The 20,209-nt window shown below is 57.9% G+C and carries 8 protein-coding genes and 1 pseudogene; 5 read left to right on the forward strand and 4 right to left on the reverse strand.

Annotation, left to right across the window (positions count from 1 at the left end; translation table 11 throughout):
• Positions 1-153: 153 nt before the first annotated feature.
• Together BUS12_RS01955 and BUS12_RS01960 are read right to left on the reverse strand one after the other, a co-directional pair.
• Complete coding sequence (locus BUS12_RS01955) at positions 154-1,878, reverse strand: DUF4236 domain-containing protein (protein WP_074293994.1); 1,725 nt, start codon at positions 1,876-1,878, stop codon at positions 154-156.
• A 176-nt stretch (positions 1,879-2,054) separates the two neighbouring features.
• Positions 2,055-8,663, reverse strand: coding sequence for a DUF3320 domain-containing protein (locus BUS12_RS01960; protein ID WP_074293995.1), 6,609 nt, complete (start codon positions 8,661-8,663; stop codon positions 2,055-2,057).
• 429 nt (positions 8,664-9,092) lie between these two features.
• Between BUS12_RS01960 and BUS12_RS01965 the strand changes: the two genes are divergently transcribed.
• Positions 9,093-9,935 carry an HNH endonuclease gene (locus tag BUS12_RS01965; RefSeq protein ID WP_074293996.1) on the forward strand — a complete coding sequence of 281 codons (843 nt, stop codon included), beginning with the start codon at positions 9,093-9,095 and terminating at the stop codon, positions 9,933-9,935.
• 524 nt (positions 9,936-10,459) lie between these two features.
• Here BUS12_RS01965 and BUS12_RS01970 read toward each other — a convergent pair.
• Both BUS12_RS01970 and imuA read right to left on the reverse strand, forming a co-directional pair.
• A complete protein-coding gene (locus BUS12_RS01970; RefSeq protein ID WP_074293997.1) occupies positions 10,460-13,609 on the reverse strand; it encodes an error-prone DNA polymerase in 3,150 nt (1,049 codons plus the stop codon).
• A 76-nt stretch (positions 13,610-13,685) separates the two neighbouring features.
• Positions 13,686-14,394 (reverse strand): annotated as a pseudogene (gene imuA, locus BUS12_RS39200) (translesion DNA synthesis-associated protein ImuA).
• 119 nt (positions 14,395-14,513) lie between these two features.
• Between imuA and BUS12_RS01980 the strand changes: the two are divergent.
• From BUS12_RS01980 to BUS12_RS02000, 4 genes are all read left to right on the forward strand, one after another.
• Positions 14,514-14,795, forward strand: coding sequence for a hypothetical protein (locus BUS12_RS01980; RefSeq protein ID WP_437123851.1), 282 nt, complete (start codon positions 14,514-14,516; stop codon positions 14,793-14,795).
• Between the two features lie 487 nt (positions 14,796-15,282).
• On the forward strand, positions 15,283-15,891 hold the full coding sequence (locus BUS12_RS01990; protein WP_143788232.1) for a hypothetical protein: 609 nt from the start codon (positions 15,283-15,285) through the stop codon (positions 15,889-15,891).
• Positions 15,892-16,023: 132 nt separating this feature from the next.
• Positions 16,024-18,588: an McrB family protein gene (locus tag BUS12_RS01995; protein ID WP_083640202.1), complete on the forward strand. Its 2,565-nt coding sequence runs from the start codon at positions 16,024-16,026 to the stop codon at positions 18,586-18,588.
• Entirely contained in the window at positions 18,585-20,162 is a 1,578-nt protein-coding gene (locus BUS12_RS02000) for a DUF2357 domain-containing protein (RefSeq protein WP_074294001.1), read from the forward strand. The genes BUS12_RS01995 and BUS12_RS02000 overlap by 4 nt, the downstream gene beginning before the upstream one ends.
• Positions 20,163-20,209: the final 47 nt, after the last annotated feature.

The raw sequence follows: 20,209 nt of genomic DNA on the forward strand, positions 1-20,209 counted from the left end.
GCTAACAGCGTACGCGTGGGGTGGCGAACTTCGGCCCAGAAAGTCGGGATGATGCTCGTCGCTCCACCCGTCAGGTTAAGTCGGCCGCTTAAGGGACTTCTCAATCAATTCGGTTTGGTCAGAGTGTCGCAGAGTACGCAGGTGAAGTACCGACTAGTTTGCTGCTACGTCACCGGTCTGCGCAATCTGCGTAAGCGCCGTCTTCTGGTCGGCATACCACCGGACAAGGCAGTCGCGGTCATGGCAGTTCTGTTCGCGGAAGTTCCACTCTCTTCGGGTACGCTCTCGCAATGCCGTCTGGTCTGCGACGGCAGCTTTAGCTCTGGCAAGAATAGCTGACAGTTCCACGTCATCTGCCGCAAGTTCAGGGTCGTGACAGATGAGCTTTTCGGAGTCGGAACGTGCCTTCGAGCAGTCGAAGCTCGTTTGAAGCGTTGTGTCCGTCGTTGGCTCTAATGCCGACGTTGGCGATGCTTCTGTCGTCATGTTATTGGACTTCGCCCAATCCGCTAGGGGCGTCGAACCTATCGGCATATCGCTCCAGGCGAAACCGTTCGCCATGGCGTCGCCAGACGCATTGTCGACCGTATCCTTATAAATCACGTCACCCTTGCCTGTAGCCTCATTGATGGCAAATGCCGCGATATCCGAGCCGCAAAGATGAGCCTTGCAACCGGCACCGAAGTAGTAACCGTCCCTCAACTGAATTCCGGCAGCATCGGTAACAGCAAGGCGGTCGGTGATTTTTTTCCATTCGTTGCGCGAAACGTGATTAAACGCCGCTCTGAATCGCCGGTTCTTGACAACGTCAGAGGGGTACTTTCCTACCAACCATCCGAAATCACCCTGTGGCAGGCGCATTTGTGAAGAACTCGCGGGCGCAGCGGGCAACGCAACGTTTTCGGCTTGGTTCACATTTTCCGATTGATTCGCTACCGCTTGCTGAATGTCTCGCGGTCGATACACAATCGCCGCTATTGCGACCACTGCCGTGAGCGCTACAAAAGTCATCGCTCTCAGCCGCACGTTGCCACTCTCATCGGGAACGGCCGGACGTGGCGAGAGTTCTGCTGTTAGCAACGAATCAAACCTTGCAGCAGCGTCTGAAATCTCAGCTGTCAGCAACACCTTCTTCTTTCCGAACGATACTAACGCGTAGCTGCCGTACACGAGTGCGACTGCCAGCAGGACGAGTCCGAATGGAAAATTTTTGATGAACAGGAGAAAGCACGCAAGGAGACCGAGAAGAAATGGAGCAACGAGCGAGGGAGGGTTAGGCCAGGCGAGCACCCAGTTTGAAAGCGTGGATGCGGCCTCGCGCAACTCTCCACGGTCACCTTGATGCTCCGCGCACTTCCTTTCCATCTCATATAGCGCGAGCATCGCCTTTTCTTTCTCGGCGAGCGAAATTGAGCCGATGTCTACCGCAAGCCTGACAGCCTTGGTCGTCGCCTCGAACTCTTTTGAAAGGCTTCCAAGAAACTCCTGATGGTCCTCGAGCGTTACAGCATCGGCGAGGTCCTCCGTGTGAACGTACACCCCGTGGGAATTGAAGTATTGCTGCAGAGCAGTCGCAGTGCGGTCTTGAATTTGTCGCACGAAGTCTCGTGTTGCCTGCTCCCGTTTGGAAAGGCGTTCCGTGCTCGCCGAATCAATCCGCCCGGCAGCCGAAACCGCTGCCCCCATCGGCCTTGCTGTTCTGCGGGCGTTCAGGTTGTGCGTGTAGCGGATTCCGGTTCCCGGAATGCTGGTGGTGATACGTCCGCGAGTATTGTAAGTAAAACCTCTTCCGCCGATGGATGTACTTATCCCGCTCTTACTCAGGTTGATTCGGATACCCGGCGCGATTTTTATCCGCCTTCTGAAGCTCCACCCCATTTCCTGGCCCTCCTCTTATTCTTTGCTATGGCAGACGCTCCGCCGTTTGCATCGGGACAATCTTGTTTCCTGCAAATAGAAACGGACAAGCCACTCCAATGACTTTACGGGGAGCACAATGTCAGTTCGCGGATGCAAGGAGGTCGGCACTTTCAACCGTCTTCTACTCATGCCGACTAGCTCGGATTCTCACCACCGAACACGCTTAACCACGCTTGCTCCAAACGCGTCCTGCTGACGGCGCTGACTTTTCGCAGACCTACCTCGCGCGCCATCGCCATAACGCCGGACTCGTTATCATGCCCTGCCTGCAACATCTCGCCAGCGAGCGCTCGGAGTTCAGCCAACGATATCTCATCCACCGAACGCGCACTGCCGTCGAGGGGGCGTCGGAACTGAATCGGCATATCAACTCTGTTTTGCGGTGCCCAGAAGAAAACGCCAATGTCCTCTGCATCGCTCCCGTAGTGCTGAGCCGCAAGGCGTACGACGCGGTCCTGAATTCTCGCACCAGTACGAACCCACCCGTGCGCACGGGCGATGCGGCGCGCCAGCACCTCGTCGCGAACCGGACCTTCGACGCGGACCACATATTCAATCATGCGGAGAAGATTTGGGTTGTACGCGACGTCAAAGAACGAGTCGGCATTGCCTTCGTATCCTGCGTGCGTGAGGTCCGCTTCGATGAATCGACTTTCTGCTGATACATGGGGCAGTACGACTGCCGCGTTACGTGCATAGGTAGCCGGCGCGGTTGAATCGACGTTTATATGTCCGTCGCGATTGCTGCTGGTGTCAACCACGTCAGTGCCATGCACATCGTCGGGTGAAGTTGCCATCGCATCCGCGATAACCTGCTTTGCCAGTACCGTCGCCTCTTGTTCCGCTTTTGCACGCTTTTCCCGCTGTTCAACGAGTAATGTCTCCAGCTGTCGATGAATCTTATCGACGGTGCCCGGCATGTCAATCCACCAGTCGGTTGACCAGATTCGCACGATTTCCCAACCCAGCCCCCGCAACACGCTCTCCCGTAGCTTGTCACGGTCGCGCGCCGTCGCCGAACGATGATAAGTGGCTCCATCGCATTCGACGCCAGCCAAGTACCGACCTGGTGCGTCGGGGTCAACCACCCCAAGGTCAATACGGAACGCCGAAACGCCGACCTGAGAATGCAGCCTCCAGCCACGTTCGACCAAAGCTATCGACACCGCCTTCTCGAAGGGACTCTCGAAGTTGCCAAGGCTGCCGGCAACAATTTCTCCCAGCGCACGAGCGCCACGGTCTGCAAACTCGAGGAAGTGCTTGAGGTCACGCACGCCCAAGGCTTGGGTCCGCGACAGGTCCATTTGTTCCGGCCGGAAGCTACCAAAGACGCGCAACTCCTGACGGGCGCGGGTAATAGCGACGTTTAGTCGACGCTCACCGCCTTGCTGGTTCATGGGGCCAAAGTTCATCGGCATCGTGCCGTCAATACCGGGGCCGTACGTGGTAGAGAAGTACATGATGTCCCGCTCGTCACCTTGAACGCTTTCAAGGTTTTTGACGAACACGGGCTCAAGCTGCGTGTCAAGAAAATGCGGCTCGATAGATGGGTCCTTTCGGCGCTCCTCGTCCAAGAGGTCTTCTATCAGCGATTGCTGTTCAGCGTTGAATGTGACAACGCCAATAGTCAGCCCGCTGTCCCGGAAATCAGCCGATTTCAGTCTCGACACAAGGTCAGCGACGAGTACTTTCGCTTCGGACTTGTTTGTCCGCGCGCCTCCTCGTTCGTACTGTCCGTTCGGCACGTGGTTGAAGCTCACGGCACGGTCGTTGGTCACCGGGCTTGGGAACGTAACGAGGTCGCCGTCGTAATAGCGATAGTTTGAGAAGGCAATCAGGCTCTCATGGCGGCTACGGTAGTGCCACGACAATTTCATCGTCGGCAGGTTAGCGCCGATACACTCTTCCAGAATGCTTTCGAGCTCGGTTTCGACGTCTATATCATCGACATCGGATTCCGCCCGGTCAAAGAAGCTGGTCGGCGGCAACTGCTTCGGGTCACCGACCATGATGACCTGTTTCGCGCGCGCCATCGCTCCGATGGCGTCCCAGACCGGAATCTGCGACGCTTCGTCGAAGATGACCACGTCGAAGCGCGCAGTCTCTGCTGGCAAGTATTGCGCGATGGACAGAGGGCTCATGAGCAGACACGGTGTCAGACGCATCACCGCGCTGGACGCCTGCGACATCAACTCACGAAGCGGCAGATGGCGGGTCTTCTTTTGCATTTCATAGCGTAGGAGTCCCCACTCCGAACCACGCGAAACGCGGTCTGGTGACGGGTGTCCGGCCGAAAGCTGCGCTCGAACCCATGCCTGTGTGAGACTGATAAAGCGCTCGTCGAGCTCGCGGAAATCCCGAATACGCTTTTCGTGCTCAGCGGAAACGAAAGTGCGGAGAACTTCATCGGCGTCGACCACTGCGTTCAACCACCAACGACAATAATCAGTCTCGAATGTCTCCTTCACGCGACCCAGCGATATGGCGCCTTTCTCGAGACCATTGACTACAGGTGCGAGGCCGAGAGCGAGAGCCTGCCGGCGTGCCTTGCGCCATGCACACCATGCATTCAGGCGGTTTGAGGAACGCAATACGTCGTGCGCTCGCTCCGCCAGCTGCATTGGAAGCAGCTCTTCAAGAGTACTGTTTTCCGATTCGGGTAGTCCGCTCGCGACTGAGAAGCGTGCGACCGCTTCCCCGTACTCATGAAGCGCATCAGCATATGCACGGCCCGCACCCGCTACAACGCCGGTTGGTTCCAACAAGACGTTGCTGTCACCAAGCAACAGGGCAACCGGTGCCTTTACTGCCGCGAGCGTCTCGGGCGTGCTGGCAAGATTCGCCAGCGCCGCTGATAGTGCCTCAAAGAACTTGAGCGCCGGCTCAATCCCTTCAATCTTTGTCTGTAAACCGCTCCACAAGCCGGATGTCTTGGCGGACAGGTCAGCATAGTCCTGCAGTCGACTCTGCAGCAATACCAGTTCACGCATCTTTGTCAGGTCAGCCGCAGCGGTCGCACCCGCACGGCCGCTTTCGACGGCGACAAACCCTTCATCTTGCCAGATGCTATTGGCGCGCGCGGCAGCTAACGCCCCTTGATACATGACGAAGGCTTTCGCCGCAGCCAGGTCGGTTTCATATCCCGACCAGGCACCGTCGGTCTCATTCCCGAGCGCCGACAAACGACTTACGACCTGTTCAATCTGCCGCATTTCGCGCATGCGCTGGAGGTCATCGCGTGCGGAATCTCCGCACTTACCGTGGCTCACTGGGTCAAGGCCCACATCCTCCCAAGCTGCGCGGATGCGAGCCTGCTTGAGTGCTCCTTGGAAGCCAAGCGATGCACGCGCGACGTCCAGTTCCGTCCTCAGCCCCGCCCATGCATTGGACGTGGGTAGGGAAAGGTCATCAAGAGCTTTGATTTCGGTTTTCAACGCGTCTATCTTTGCAAGACGCTCGATGTCGGCGCCGATTTCCGGCTCCCCACCGCCGGACGCCAACTCTTTAAGCTTCTTGCTCAATGCGCGGCGCCGTATGATGCTCATTGGCCACGACGATTCTTGCAACTCACGCCAGTCGGACTGGAGTTGTTGGACTGCAGCCTTGGAAATCTCCTCTCGATAGGGCAGCGTCAACTGACTCAGCAGTTCCTGTCGGGTGCGCAAAAGCGCCACGCCTGACGCGAGCCGAGACCACAACGTCTCGTTCCACGGTTGTGAGACCTGCGCCTGCAGCTCAAAATATCTGGTCAGCTGAGCGATACCGAGGCGGAGGTCCTCGAGCACCTGATTGCCCCGAGGCGACGAAAGGGAACTGTGAACTTCACGGTGGCGTTGAACCAATGGCACAGCCTGACGAAGGCTATCGACAATAGACTTCGCATCGGGGCGCAACACAAACTGCCAATCCTGGCCAGAGGCAGCCGGCAACGTCGCCGCGAGTAATCGCAGTCCATTGCGAGTTCTAGGCTCCAGCGACAACGCCGGCAGTCCAATACTCCCGCGCAGCGATTCCGCCGCTGCCTGAAATTTGCTGACAGCGGGCTCAACTGCCCGAGCCACGTCCAGCAGCGCCGCCTGCCAAAGGGGCGACCATTCCGTTTGAGCGATATGCGTCAGTGGATTGTCGGCAAGCTGCCCTGCTCCCATCACCTTCGCGTGGACGTCAAGAAGCTCGGCCGTGTCTCGAAGCGTCCGCATCGCGGCCGAATCATGAATTTGAGCTGATGGCCAGGAAAGCTGAAGAAACGGCAAGTCTTGGCCTGCGACGACCTTACCTATTGCTTCGTAAACGCTCAGCCCATTCGAATGGCGGAGATGCAATCTCTCGACGTAACCATTCAGCTGCGAACGGAGCCCCTCGAGGCGCTCGGCTTCTGCCTGCCAATCCTCGGGCGCCATCGCTGATGCCGCATCCCAGGAGGTGCGGAGTTGCTCTAGCACCTCGGTCTTTCGGGCCTTGCTCGAGTGGAGTTCGAGACAGAAATTGCCCAGACCGACCTCAGCGAGGCGCCGATATACGACATCAAGCGCGGCCATTTTCTCGGACACAAAGAGCACACGCTTGCGCTCCGCTAGGCACTGTGCAATCAGGTTCGAAATAGTCTGGCTCTTACCCGTGCCGGGTGGCCCAATCAGGACGAAGTCTTTGCCCTTGCTTCCAGCGACGACTGCAGAGAGTTGCGACGAGTCGGCCGGCAACGGACAGAATGTCTTACTGACAGGAAGTTCAACATCAAGCCTCCGGACGTCAGGAAATTCAACAGTGCTTTCGTACGAGTCTCGTGGCGTCTCAATAAGGTGGCGTACCACGGGGTTCAGTTTCAACTGTTCTGTGCGTTCAGTTAGGTCCTTCCACATCAGGTATTTGGCAAATGAGAACGTGGCGAGCACAACGTCTTCCACGACCTCCCAACCCTTGATGTCCTTGACGGCATTGGACACAGTCTTCCAGACGCCCGCGACGTCGAGGCCGGAATCATCCTTGGGCAGTTCTGTATCGCTCACCCCAAGTTCGAGCTCAAAATCCTGGCGCAACATCTCAAGCAGCGTCGGGTTGAAGCGCGGCTCGTCGTCGTGCAATTTCAGGCTGAACCCAGAGCGTGCACTGCGCCGTTCCAGCGTTACGGGAACAAGGATGAGAGGAGCGCGGTATTTTTTGTCATCCTTGTCATCACGCGACCACGACAGGAATCCGAGTGCCAGGTACAGGGTATTGGAGCCTCCCTCCTGCATGGTCGTACGTGAAGTCCGAAACAGTTCGACGAGGCGCGACTCCATTTCGTCTTGGGTCAAGCCGACGAAAACTTCCTTGCGCTTCAGTGCATCGAGCGCATGCTGCCGCCTGATGTTTTCGCGCTCGCGCGCTTCATGGATGGCCTGGCTACGAGGGTCATTGCCGTCCATGAGGTCCGGCCGCGTCAGAAGCTTGAGGGCATGACCTTCAGAGAGAATATCCTCGAGATGCGCTGCGTCCGGTGCGTCGAGCTTGAGCGACTTCTTGCCAGCCTTGAAGCTCAACAGGTTATTTCGTAGGGAGAGGTCGAGAAGCTTGCGCTGCCAACGGGTGAGACGGTCTTCCGGACGCTCGGGGGCCTCGTCCGATTTGCCATCATCCAGTTCATCCGGCAGTTCAGGTGCGTCCTCAAACACCGGCTGAACGTTTTCGGCTTCAGTTCCTGCTGTTCCACGCGCCACGACTTGTTCGCTTGCCAACGGCTTTATGCGCTGGAGACGCGCCCGCCGTATGTCGACCGCCAACTGGAACTTCTGTTCCTCTTCCTCGGAAATCTGTTCTTCGCCGCGTGCGATTGCGTAGCTGAACGGTGGGAGCGGACGGTGGGTGAGAAGCGTCGCCTCGAACAACACCATTTCTTTCAGTTTCACGCGTTTGCGGAGTGCGGTCACGTCGTCCACGACGGACGTTGAAAACTCCTCAGCCTTCAGCCAGACGGCCGGAAACGCGTGCCCCTCTGTGAACACGAGCAGAGAATTGAGGCCGGCCTGTTCTAGTGCGGCACACACGAACAACGCCAAATCGAGACACGTCCCGAGCCCTGAGTCGGCAATCTGGCTCGGACTGCGCACCTTCTGGCCGGTACGTTCGAAACTCGCCGGCGGCAGCGCATAGTCGAGTCCCATCGTTCCGATGGCGTTCCATATAGCAGACGCAAGCTCCCACGCCCGACGTGCTCCACCTTGATAACCGTCAATCGAGCCGGACTTGCCTGCCTGTCGGAGAACTTCAGCTGCCCGCTTTAGAACTCGCTCGACGGCAGGTTCGTTGGGCTGGACAAACGCCGCGACCATGTCTGGTAGCGAAGCTAAACCGCCCCACTGATTGCGTGGCAGCAATTCGACGGTCGACTCGGTCGACGCCAGTTCATTCTCGGGCTCTTGCCCTGTCGTCAGCCTGAAGGTTACAACTGCCTTGTCGGCCTCAGTGAGTCGACCGAGCAATGCACCGTCGAGCGACAGGTCGAGGTCACTGATGCGGACGGTCTGCCCTGCACCGAGGTGGTCGATGTGCCATGTCTTGGGTTTTAGGAATGCAGGTTCGGACGAAACCGTGAGCCGGAGCCCTTTCACGTCGCTTTCGGTTTCATTTAGCACCGACAGCTCGCGCGCAACCGGCACGGCATTCTGAAAGTCGGCCAGATTAACCTTGCCGGCAAGCGTGGTAAATATCTGCACGCAACGTGGCTCTTCCGGCGTATCTGCCGGGTCGACAATAATGTCATCCATCTGGCCCCCAAATCGGCTCTGCCGATTTCGCTCTCTCAATTTTGATTTTGCTGCCGACCGCGCAATTCCGAACAGCCGAAAAGGCCGGGAAATAGCTAGCTCCTCGTTGAATGCCGTCACGAACTGCTTTTCTGCGGAGGCGCCCGAACAAGATAGTCTCATAGTTTTTGTCGCGAACGCCGGTGAACGACCGTATAGGATTAGTGACGCACGTTCGGACTCGCTCTTCACACATACTGCTGTCTACGCTGAGAGACTGGGCCCCATGGAATTCAGAAAACATGTCCCCGAGGCAGTACAGCGGGGAAAGTAAACATTCAAGTATCTCGCCCACAGGTCGATACCAAGACGAAACGTCTTTCGCTTTCCTCAAGAATCGCGTGGCCAGAGAAAGAGGTCACCCGCACGGCTCCTCAAAACCCGGACCCCATGGACCATAAAACTTCCCAAAAGCTTGCAAGCCAAATCAGAGCGCTTAATTCACCACAATATAAGACCCTGAAATCCCTTCCTTCCGGTCCACTCACCGGCTTCCATCAATGGGCAGACGACCGTCCGTGTGACGGTGCGTTCCTGATTGAGAGCAAAGGCGACCCCGCCATCTGGATTCTATTGGTGGATTGGAAACGGTCTGGCAACTACTACGTCGTTGTCTTTCCCGAATCTAGGTCTGGTCCGCTCTGCGAAGTACACGAGCTCGTTGAAGGCGAAGAACTACTGGCGCTGCGTTGGACCTACAGGCCCACCAAACAGGACGGCAAGAACCGGTTGCGCCGCGCCTATTTTGTCGAAACATACGGGTCGGAAGCTGCCGAAATTTCGCTACCCGCGACTACCCAGAAGCTGGAAGATTTCATCGGAGAGCTGATTGAGCTTTCGGACTATCGCGTTAGGGCCGACTTGCTGGAACATGACCGCCTTCCAACTCGCGAAGGATTCCCCGAGGGACGCTTGAAACAACGCCTCCACTATTCGCGGGAGCGGAGCCCAACACTGGTCCGGCAAGCAAAGGAAATCGCTTTAAAAAAGCACGGATATCTGCGCTGCGCCTGTTGCAACTTTGATTTTGCATCAACTTACGGCGAGCTCGGGAACGGATTCATTGAGGCTCATCACACAAAGCCGGTCAGTTCCCTGAAATTTGACGGTGAGGTCACTCGTGTCGAGGACCTAGCGCTTGTCTGTGCAAACTGCCACCGAATGCTACATCGCCGTAGGCCTTGGCTAGGTATGAATGATTTGACACGATTACTCAAGAAAAGCCCTCGTTGAATGAGATTGCGAGGCGCAAACAGCTACGTGCCTAACGACGGCCGCGCCCAAAGGCTCTGACTGACTTGATATCTACAAGGGGGACGGTCCAAATGTCGCCTGCAATTTTACCGCCCACGTTTTGCTGGACCAAGATGGGTGCGGAATCCTGTGCCGCTGCCAACGGGCCAACCATGACGAAGAACGTCTCGGAGGCCTGCGCCGCGGTGCAGTCGCCGCAGAGAAGGGGCTTTCACATGCTGCGCCCAGAAAATCAGGGTGCCGCAACTGCCAGCTCGCAAAATTTGCTCCGCTGACCACAAAGCATCACCAATCTTCAGCGCCTTTATCCGTTTCTCGTTGCTCCGTCTGGTCGCCCCTGAAGTCAGGCAATGCACCCTCGCGAGCAGCCGGCTCAATAGCGAGTGACCGCATTAATGCTTTGACTCTGGGTCGGCGACCTAGGGATGTATTGGCCTGTTGAAACGATTCTATTGAAACGGCAACGCACGCCCGATGTCACTCTTGGGCCCAGGATTACGCCATCAATGGAAATTGCGGCTCATTGATGGCAGCTCGCCGAGGAGATACGACATATCGATGAGGTGTTGCGCGACAAGGTGTCGTACTTCTCCTTCGCACTGCCATACACCAAGTACGCCGAGCAACGATGCGCCTAGCACTTCCTTGCGCTGCCGCTCCAGCACCTTGGGCCAGATGATGACGTTGACGTTGCCGGTCTCGTCCTCTAGGGTGATAAAGATGACACCTTTTGCCGTCTCGGGCCGCTGACGCACGGTAACGATGCCACAGCCGCGCGCGAGCCGGCCGTTCCGAAAGGTATGCAGGGTGGACGCGGGCATCAACCGGTTTTCGAGCAACTGAGGTCGCAGCAGCGCGAGAGGATGTCGTCCGAGCGTCAGACCCATCGACCGATAGTCGCCGACAATATCGTCGGCTTCAGAGGGTGCACCGAGTGCCGGCGTTTCGTCTTCGACTTTCGCTACCGACAGCATGTCTTTATCCGGCACGGCGGCAACGGATTGCCACAGCGCCTCGCGCCGATTGCCTGCAAGCGACGAGAGTGCGTTCGCCGCGGCGAGCGCCTGCAGGTCGTGACGGTCGAGTTGGGCGCGCCGGGCGAGGTCAGATACAGTTGCGAACGGACGTATCGCACGTGAGTTTTCGATACGCTCTGCGGCACCATCACGCATCCCTTTGAGCAAGGACAGGCCCAGTCGCACCGCCGGCCGTTCGGCACCGTCTATCGGCTCGAGAGACGAGTCCCAGCCGCTTATCGTGACATCGACGGGAAATACCTGGACACCATGCCGCGTGGCATCCTGAACGAGTTGCGACGGCGAATAAAACCCCATCGGCTGGCTGTTCAGCATCGCCGCGAGAAAGGCTTCCGGCTCGTGGCGTTTCAGCCAGCTACTCGCGTACACGAGCAGGGCAAAGCTGGCCGCGTGACTCTCCGGAAACCCGTATTCGCCAAAGCCGAGAATCTGCTGGAAGATGCCGTCTGCAAATGCCTTGTCGTATCCACGCTCAGTCATCCCGTTGACGATTCGGTCGTAATACCTGTCAAGACCACCCTTGCGTTTCCAGGCCGCCATTGCACGCCGCAACTGGTCGGCTTCGCCCGCGGTGAATCCGGCGGCTAACATTGCCACCTGCATCACCTGTTCCTGAAAAATCGGCACACCGAGCGTACGGCCCAATGCCGTTTCAAGGGCCTTGCTGGGGTAGCTCACAGGCTCGAATCCCTGGCGGCGCTGAAGATACGGGTGAACGGCGCCGCCCTGAATGGGTCCCGGGCGAACAATCGCCACCTCGATGACGAGGTCATAGAACGTACGGGGCTGAAGTCTCGGCAGCATGCTCATCTGCGCCCGCGATTCAATCTGGAAAACGCCCACGGTGTCCGCGCGCGAAATCATCTCATACGTTTCCGGGTCTTCAGCCGGTATGTCCTGCATCTCAAATTGTTCACCTCGCTGGTCCGATACGAGGTCCAGCGCTCGACGGATTGCTGAGAGCATGCCGAGCGCAAGTACATCGATTTTCAGCAACCCCAGCGACTCGAGGTCGTCCTTGTCCCACTGAATCACGCTGCGGTCGACCATCGCAGCATTTTCAACAGGCACCAGGCGCGTGAGCTTTCCACGGCTGATGACAAAGCCGCCTGAGTGCTGGGACAGATGGCGAGGGAAACCGAGCAGTTGTGACGCAAGCGATGCCCACAGCTGAATCAGTGGCGTCTCCGGGTTCAGACCGGACTCGGAAAAGCGGTTGAGGAGGTCCTCCTTGCCATCAAACCATTGATGGCTCTTGGCCCCCGCATCGACAATCTGCGGGTCAACGCCCAGCGCCTTGCCGGTTTCGCGAAGGGCGCCGCGCGGACGATAGGTCGACACGGCCGCCGCTATCGCGGCACGGTCACGGCCGTATTTCCTGTAGATGTATTGAATCACCTCTTCCCGTCGCTGGTGTTCAAAGTCGACATCGATGTCCGGTGGTTCGCCGCGCTCCTTCGATATAAACCGCTCGAAGAGCATGTTGCCTCGCGCCGGGTCGACTTCCGTCACGCCCAGGCAGTAACAGACCGCCGAGTTCGCGGCCGAGCCCCGGCCCTGACACAGGATGTGCTGGCTGCGGGCAAAGCGGACGATGTCATAGACCGTGAGGAAGTACGGCTCGTATTCGAGCTCCCTGATGAGTTCGAGCTCGTGCTCAATCTGTTCCAGCACGTCATATGGGATGCCGGATGGAAACCGGCGGCGGGCGCCAATATAGGTCTCCTGCCGCAGATAGGCGGTCGGCGTGATGCCCGTGGGAACCAGTTCATCCGGATACTCATAGCGCAGCTCGTCGAGCGAGAACGTGCAACGCGACAGGATGTTCGTTGTCTCTGCGAGCGCGTATTCCGGATACAGGTTCGCGAGACGCAGGCGGGGACGCAGGTGCTGCTCCGCGTTGGGGGAGAGGTCGTAGCCACACTCCTGCACCGGCCTGCCCACACGGATGGCGGTCATCGTGTCCTGCAACGGTTTGCGCGAGCGCACATGCATCACCACCTGGCCGAGCGCGACGACCGGAATGCCACGGCCGTCGGCGATGTATTCGACCGCTCCCCGGTGAATATCGTCCATCGCACGTTGATGTAGCACAAGGCCGCACCATCCACGGTTGGGAAACGTCTGTTCGAGCCACTCGAGCTGGACGTCGAGCACGTCCTCCTTCGCGGGGAAATGCGGTATCAGTATCGCGAGACAGTCCGGCATGCCGCGAAGGTGGCTGCTCTCCGGTTCCGGCCGCGACAGGTCGTGTGGTGTCAGCCGGTACGTGCCTTTCGGGCCGCGTGTGCGCGCGAGCGTAATGAGTTCGGAGAGGTTTCCGTATCCCTCACGGTTCTGGGCGAGGAGAATGAGACCGAAACTTGGCGAGCCGTCGGCATTGACGAGCCGAAAGTACGAGCCGACGACAAAGGGAAGGTTCGCCTCCTTCGCGGCGACGTGCGCACGGACGATACCGGCAAGCGAGCACTCGTCAGTTACCGCCAGGCCCGAGTAGCCGAGTTGCGCTGCACGTTGGGCCAGCTCCTCCGCGTGCGAAGCACCATGCAGGAATGAGAAATTGGAGAGGCAGAACAGCTCGGCATACGCCGGCAAAGCGGTGAAGGTTGTGTCCATGGCGTGTCATCCCGACAGGCCATGAAGGAACCCGCTCCATTTCTCTTCCCCCGGTACACCGCTGCCATCTGCCAGTTCACACGAGCGTATAGGTCGCGATATCGCGAGAGGCAACGTCGGCAAGTGAACGGCGAGGAAGGCGCGCATGTCGGGAAAACAGAACTGGACTGGGTTGAAGGGAAATCGATAGAGGCGCTGCGCTGGACGGCCCTCGTCGTTTCACAATATCGACGCTCAGGCCGTCGACTGATGGTCTTAAAGTCAATCGCAGGAGCGCTGGCGACGAATCCTGCGCGGTGGCGAGCGGCCTGACCATCACGAAAAGCGTTTCAGACGACTGCGCGGCCAGGTGCAGTCGTCTGAGTGATGACGCTTTCGCATACCCGGTCCAGAACACCACCGCGGCGCAACTGCCTGCGCGGAGAATCTGCTCAACCGACCACAACGCGTCTCCCGTCTTCGCCGCATCCACGCGAAACACCCGCTCGACAGGAAGGCCGATGTGGCGCAGCCCCCCAGTCCGTTGAGGGCATGGGGGGCTGCACAAATGCGACCGGACGGATACCGGCCTTGCAGAGCCCTGGCTGCAGCAACCGCAACTCACCCGTACCGGCTTGCTGGACCAGCAGGTCGACCAGCGCCCCTACGGGCCATCCGCCGCCAGGCAGCTCCGCCGACAGCGCGGGATACCCCGTTTCCAGAAACCGCCCACGCCCGCGCGCGAGCTGGGACGCTCGCCACAGGGACGGGTGAATCTCCTCAGCGGGAACGGTAGCGGTGGACATGGGGAAGCAAAAAAACTGTATATTTATACAGTATCGTACGCGCAATCTTGCGGTAGCGAACTGGCACTTTTAATCGGGGGCTGACTATGGATGCACGCGTTCGGAAGGCCGACCATCCGATGCCCGAGCTGGCAGCCTTCATGGCCAAACTACGCTCAGCCTTCGGCGACGACGCGATTGACGACGCGGTGAGGCGTGGGAAAAACGGCGAGCCTGTCTTTTTCGCATGCGAAAATGGCCACGCCGTTGGAACAGCAATGCCCGTGACCGACAACGCCTGGCAGGTCGATGACGCTGTTCGCGACCGACATTACTGTCATGGTTGCGACGGCGAATGCGTCGGTCTGGGAGTCCGCTGCGGTGACTGGTTAAAGCGAGGCAACAGGGAGAAGGAACGGTGAGATTTTCTGGATGTGTCTTGTTGCTGCTCGGCTTCACGTCCTCTGCATTTGCAACTCAGGAGTACAAGGAAATCTGGAATCCGCCGGAAGCAAGGGGCGCTTCGCTTAAACACCCAGCGACTTCACACAGGTCGGCAAAGCATACAGGTGGTGTACAACATATCGCGAAGGCGCGGGCGCATCGTACGCCGGCGCCAAAGCTCGCAGCGAAGCCAGGCAACGCGCCTGACTTCACTGACATCCCGCGCCAGATAACGCCTGAGGGAAATGTGCTTCGGGTTGATTCCCGCAATACGACTGCTGAGGTCACGCGCTGATGAAGTCAGAGAGGTACAACGGTTATAGAGGTTGGGGGCCGTAAGGAGGACGTAGGCAGACGAAGGATGCATCGCACAACACCTGGTAGTTGCGCACAAAAATGTGCGCTAAATTCAGGCAATAATCGCATGCCCCAATGCAGGCGTGCATCGAGAGAATGAGGGCCGCCGTGAAAATCCAGTGGTGCATCAGCGCTGTGCTTCTGCTCGCGTCCGCGCATGCGGCCGCCGGCATGTTCACCTCGGACGGCAACACGTTCGAGGAGTGCATGGAGAACCGGATAGACGAAACGAAAACGGAAGTCCAGTATGGCATCGCTGCGCAATATTGCAGACAGAAGCATCCTGCGCCTGTGGTCCACCTCGATATCCCCGACCCTTGGGCACACGGGGTGCCACAGCTCCGCGTGGTCGTAGGCACCGACACGGAGTACGCTAAAGCCCGTCCCGTGATTGCAGCCGTCGCGCTGACCCACGTCACGATTACCAGCGACTCGCAGTCCTGGTACAGCCGGGTTGATATCACTAACCGGAACAGGTTCCCGTTGTCCGCTCTCATCGTTGGTTTTGCGGCCAGAGGGGTTAGCCAGTGTGACTGGAACCCCAAGAGCTACACCGAAATTTACGAGTGTGATGGCTCGGCAGACTCCGGTATGTCCGGAAGCTTCAGATGCAATATTCCAGGTGTCGAGCAGCGTACCGACGCGCACTACTGCATCATTGGTATTGGCGTCACGGCTACACCCGACGACCTAAAGCGCTACTCACTGACCAAGTAGCCGCTCAGGCCGCAGTTTTCGAGCGAATCCATTTTCGCCAGGCCGTATGTCAAAGCGATATTCCAAAGGAGGCTCCAGTTTGCCCGACCTGCGGAGCCCAAGTAGCGCACTTTTGGGGATTGAAAGGACGATATGAGCTTCGAAGAGATTGTCGCGGGTCTTCAGATTCAGCGGCCTGAATTGAGAATTGAACAGCGCAACGATGGTTGTTCGATATGGCTGTCGGATGAGATTCAGCCGGCCAAGCGTTTGCTGCGTGTGACGCGTGCTCCCGGCGAGGGTCCGTTGACGATAAAGCGCGCAGTCTCCTCCTTGGTCGAAGGAAAGGATGTTCGGTTGAAATTCGATGGCTCAGTTGATGATTTTGTCGACATCGTTGACGCAGAGCTAGCTCTTTCGCAAGCCAATGCTGGCGAGCGTGTTGCGGTCGAACGTACAGGATTAAAAGTGGCTGGCAAATTACTCGATGAGAACATGTTTCGACGTGAAGTTGAGTCGCTCTTCAAGTCTCCCCCCGCGCGGGAGGCTGAGAATTGGTTTCCGCGGCTACAGCGGTTTCTGAGCACCACACGTGGCGCGTCTGCCGTTCAGCTTCGCGATAAAGCTTTCCTGAAGGAATTGTTCGATTCCGACCATGTGTCTGCCACGGGCATGTGCACCGTCAGGTCCGCGCCAGCTATTGAAAACGACGATTTTGTAGCCTGGTTTTCAAACAAGGCATCCCAGCCACTTCCTGCAGAGTCGCAAGAGGTGGCGGCTTGGCTAGTAGAGCTGCACGACGAAATCGCCGCCAAATTCCGCGAGTTGTGTGGAAAGCGTCCGTTCCTAAAAATCAATCGGGCACTGTGCGCGCTGTTTCCGGACTACTTCACCACGGTGGCAGATGAAGGGAAGCTCACGGAGCTATATCGAGCGCTCGGCGGAAAGGGGCGAATACATGCTATTCACATGCACATCGCCATCCGCAAAATGGTGGAAGATATTCTGGGTCCCGCTGCGCCAGGGACGCTAGATAGCGTAAAGCAGATGTGCCTGCCTTGGTTGCTTTACAGGCAAATCAGCGACGTCAAGGAAGCGGCTGTGCCACAGTCTGAGGCCGCTCCGGCGGATGGTCTGGTCCCTATGCCGGCGGTGCTGCGCCGGAAAGGGCTTACTGCTATCAAGGGCTACTTTCAGACACTCCTTGGCTACTTGCCCGCGTTGAGCGGCGACGGTCTAACGGAGGAAGACTTTCGCGACCTCATTCGCGAATCGAATCCGACGTTGGTTGACAGCAGCATTCGAACAACCATTAACGTGGTCATGCGCGAGTTTGACCTCTGTCGGCGCAACGGCGGTGTGTATCAACTGAACGCACGAGGCATCAACCTCCTTGAGTCCCAAGACCCACAGGAACTCGCTGACCAACTGCTCACGAAGGTTTTAGGGGTCGACTACACCATTCGGACACTGGCGGCCGGCTCGAAATCGAAAGCGGAGCTTGTCGCGCTTTTGCAGACGGTTAATCCTGGTTGGACTACGGCCTTTGCTCCAACTGCACTACTGGGCTGGTTGATGAGCATGCGGGTTATCTCGTATGAGCCGATAAGTGGCTACGCTCTGACGGAAGTTGGTCAACAATGGAATGAGCTCATCACCTGGGAGCCGCCCAAACTGCCCAAAGCGACCGAAACTGTGGTCGAAATTCAAGCAGAGGTAGACGCCAAGCTGGCTTTGCCTGATTGGGCTAAGGTAAAACAGCGTCTCGCAGACGCGGCCGCCGGCAGCTTCAAGTGGGACCAAGGTCTTGTCGAGCAGTTGCACGGTGGCCTGTGGTTCCATCCTGTACGACATTTCGCTGTGATGGCAGGCTTGTCTGGCTCGGGCAAAACCCAGCTCGCACTTAACTATGCGGACGCCTTGTGCGGAACGCAGCCGGCAGGGCAAGAGAGTGTAAAGGTACTGCCAGTTCAGCCCGGCTGGTTTGATACCAGCCCCTTGCTCGGATATGTGCATCCGATTCAGCAGAGCATGTATGTCGGAACGCCGTTCCTGGACCTGGTGCTGCGTGCAGCAGAGAATCCGACGACCCCGCACGTAGCTATCCTGGATGAGATGAACCTCTCGCATCCGGAGCAGTACCTGGCGCCGATTTTGTCTGCCATGGAAACTCACGGGGTCATCGACCTGCATCAGATGGATGAGGAAGTCAGTGGTGTGCCAAGCCAGATTCGATACCCGGCAAACCTTGCGATTATTGGCACCGTGAACATGGATGAGACAACCCACGGTCTTTCGGACAAGGTCTTGGACCGTGCATTCACGCTGGAGTTTTGGAAGATTGACGTCGAGAGCTTTCCAAAGTGGGGCACCCTCGAAGCCGAAGATGTTCGAGCCAAGGCCAAAGCTGTGCTCGGAAAACTGATGGAGGCACTCGAGCCCGTACGCCTGCACTTCGGATGGAGGACGATTGATGACGTCGTGAGCTATCTCGCTTTCTCCCGTGGCTTAGGTGTCAGCCCGGATAAGGCGTTGGATGATGTGTTGTATGCTAAGGTGCTCCCGAAGTTGCGAGGAGAACACTCCGAGCGCTTCGCCGAGGCGGTTGCGCAGATACAAGACATTTGCCGGGAATATGGATTGGCTCGATGTGCAAGTAAGGTTCAGGAGATGGTTCGCGACCTGAGCGAGACCGGTTCAACACGCTTCTGGCGATGAAAGTGGCCTGGCGGCATGAGCTTGTCGTCCGCGCCGCCGGTCTGGCCCAGCCGGAGCTTGGGCGGGCAGTCTCCGGTGGGCTGGTTTCCGGCCTACGGGAGGATGCCTCATACGTGCTGGAAATTGTCGACGGCGCACGGCATCTGTACGTCGACGATATTCCACTGGCAGAGGGGCCCGCTGGGCGGTTCGCATGGGCTGCCAGTTTCTTTGCCGGTCGCGTGAAAGTTGTATCCGTCAATCCAAAGGGAGTCGAGACCTCCTACTACCTTGAGGTAGCCCCAGCGAGCCAGAAGGTCCGAGAGGACCAATTTGCGTCGATGGTTGAAGCGATTCGGCAGTTCGACCAACGTCTCCTCCTAGGGGAGGCAGCCGCCTGTTTGGGATTTGGAAAAGCAGGCTTAGGTGGTAAGTTTGACGAACTGGTTCGCTGGGAGCGCCTGAGGCAACACGGCAGTGCATTTCTGAAGTGCGTCGAAGCAATCACCCGTATGCCGCATGCCAGTCTCAAACCAGTGCGGCAATCGGTGCCATTGGCCCAGGTGAAGCGTCTCCCCGTAGCCGCATTGCATGACAGGCGTATCGTCGCGTTGGCGACCGGTCAGTTCCCTGAAGGGGAAAACATCGACTCCATTCAGGTACACGTCCAAGTCCCTACTGCCACGGTCGATACTCCCGCGAACCGAGCCATCTTTGCGCTACTCAAGCGGTTTCAACACGCTCTTGTTGTACTGCAAGCGTGGGTTATGAAGGACCGGGGCGAACTGTCGGAAACTGATGCGTTCGGGAGATGCAGCCGGCGTTTGGAAATCCTCCTCGCCTACGATGCTGACGTGCGACGTTTGCTCAATCGCTTTCCATTTCGCGGCGTCAAGAAACCTCAAACTACGGCAGCGGGCCTCACTCAGGTAGCGGCCAATCCAACATATGCCCGAGCCTATCGCACGGGTACGGAAGCCTTACGTCTCGGCGTAGAACCTGATTTCGCCATAGAACACCTCCATGTCAGCCCCTCATGGGGGGTGTATGAGACCTGGTGCTATGTGGCTTTGGCAGAGGCGCTGGAATCGTCTTTAAGTGTTGAGTTCAAGCCGGGCAAATCCAAATTTGCGGGGACGTCTCCCGACCTGGTATTGTCCGCGCAGCTGCCGGACGGTCGAGACCTCGAGTTGCTATTCCAGGCGACGTTTCGCTCTGACGAGCTTGGCGGTACCAAACAGGCATGGAGCCTCTCCAGGGAGCGGCGCCCAGACATCGTTCTCATAGTCTCGCATGGAGTAGAGAAAAGGACATTTGTCCTGGACGCAAAGTACCGCAGTGGCAAGAGCAACGTGCTTGACGCTATGGCGTCCGCACATATCTACCATGACTCTCTGTTCTTGGCCGGCCGGCGCCCGGACCTCTGTTTACTCTTGCTGCCAGGGGAGTCAGAAGTCGAATCGCTTGAGAGGTACGAGACCTGGGAAACCTATGGCGTGGGTCTTATCAGCGGTTATTCGGTGGGCGCGGAGGGTATTCAGCGGTGCGTGGCAGCACTTTCAACGTGGCTTTTTGATACTCGTAGCCGCCGATAGCACAACAGCCGACAATTCACTTGCCGCTTGTGTTCTCGACAAAATAA

The sequence above is a fragment of the Paraburkholderia phenazinium genome (assembly GCF_900142845.1).
Taxonomy (GTDB): domain Bacteria; phylum Pseudomonadota; class Gammaproteobacteria; order Burkholderiales; family Burkholderiaceae; genus Paraburkholderia; species Paraburkholderia phenazinium_A.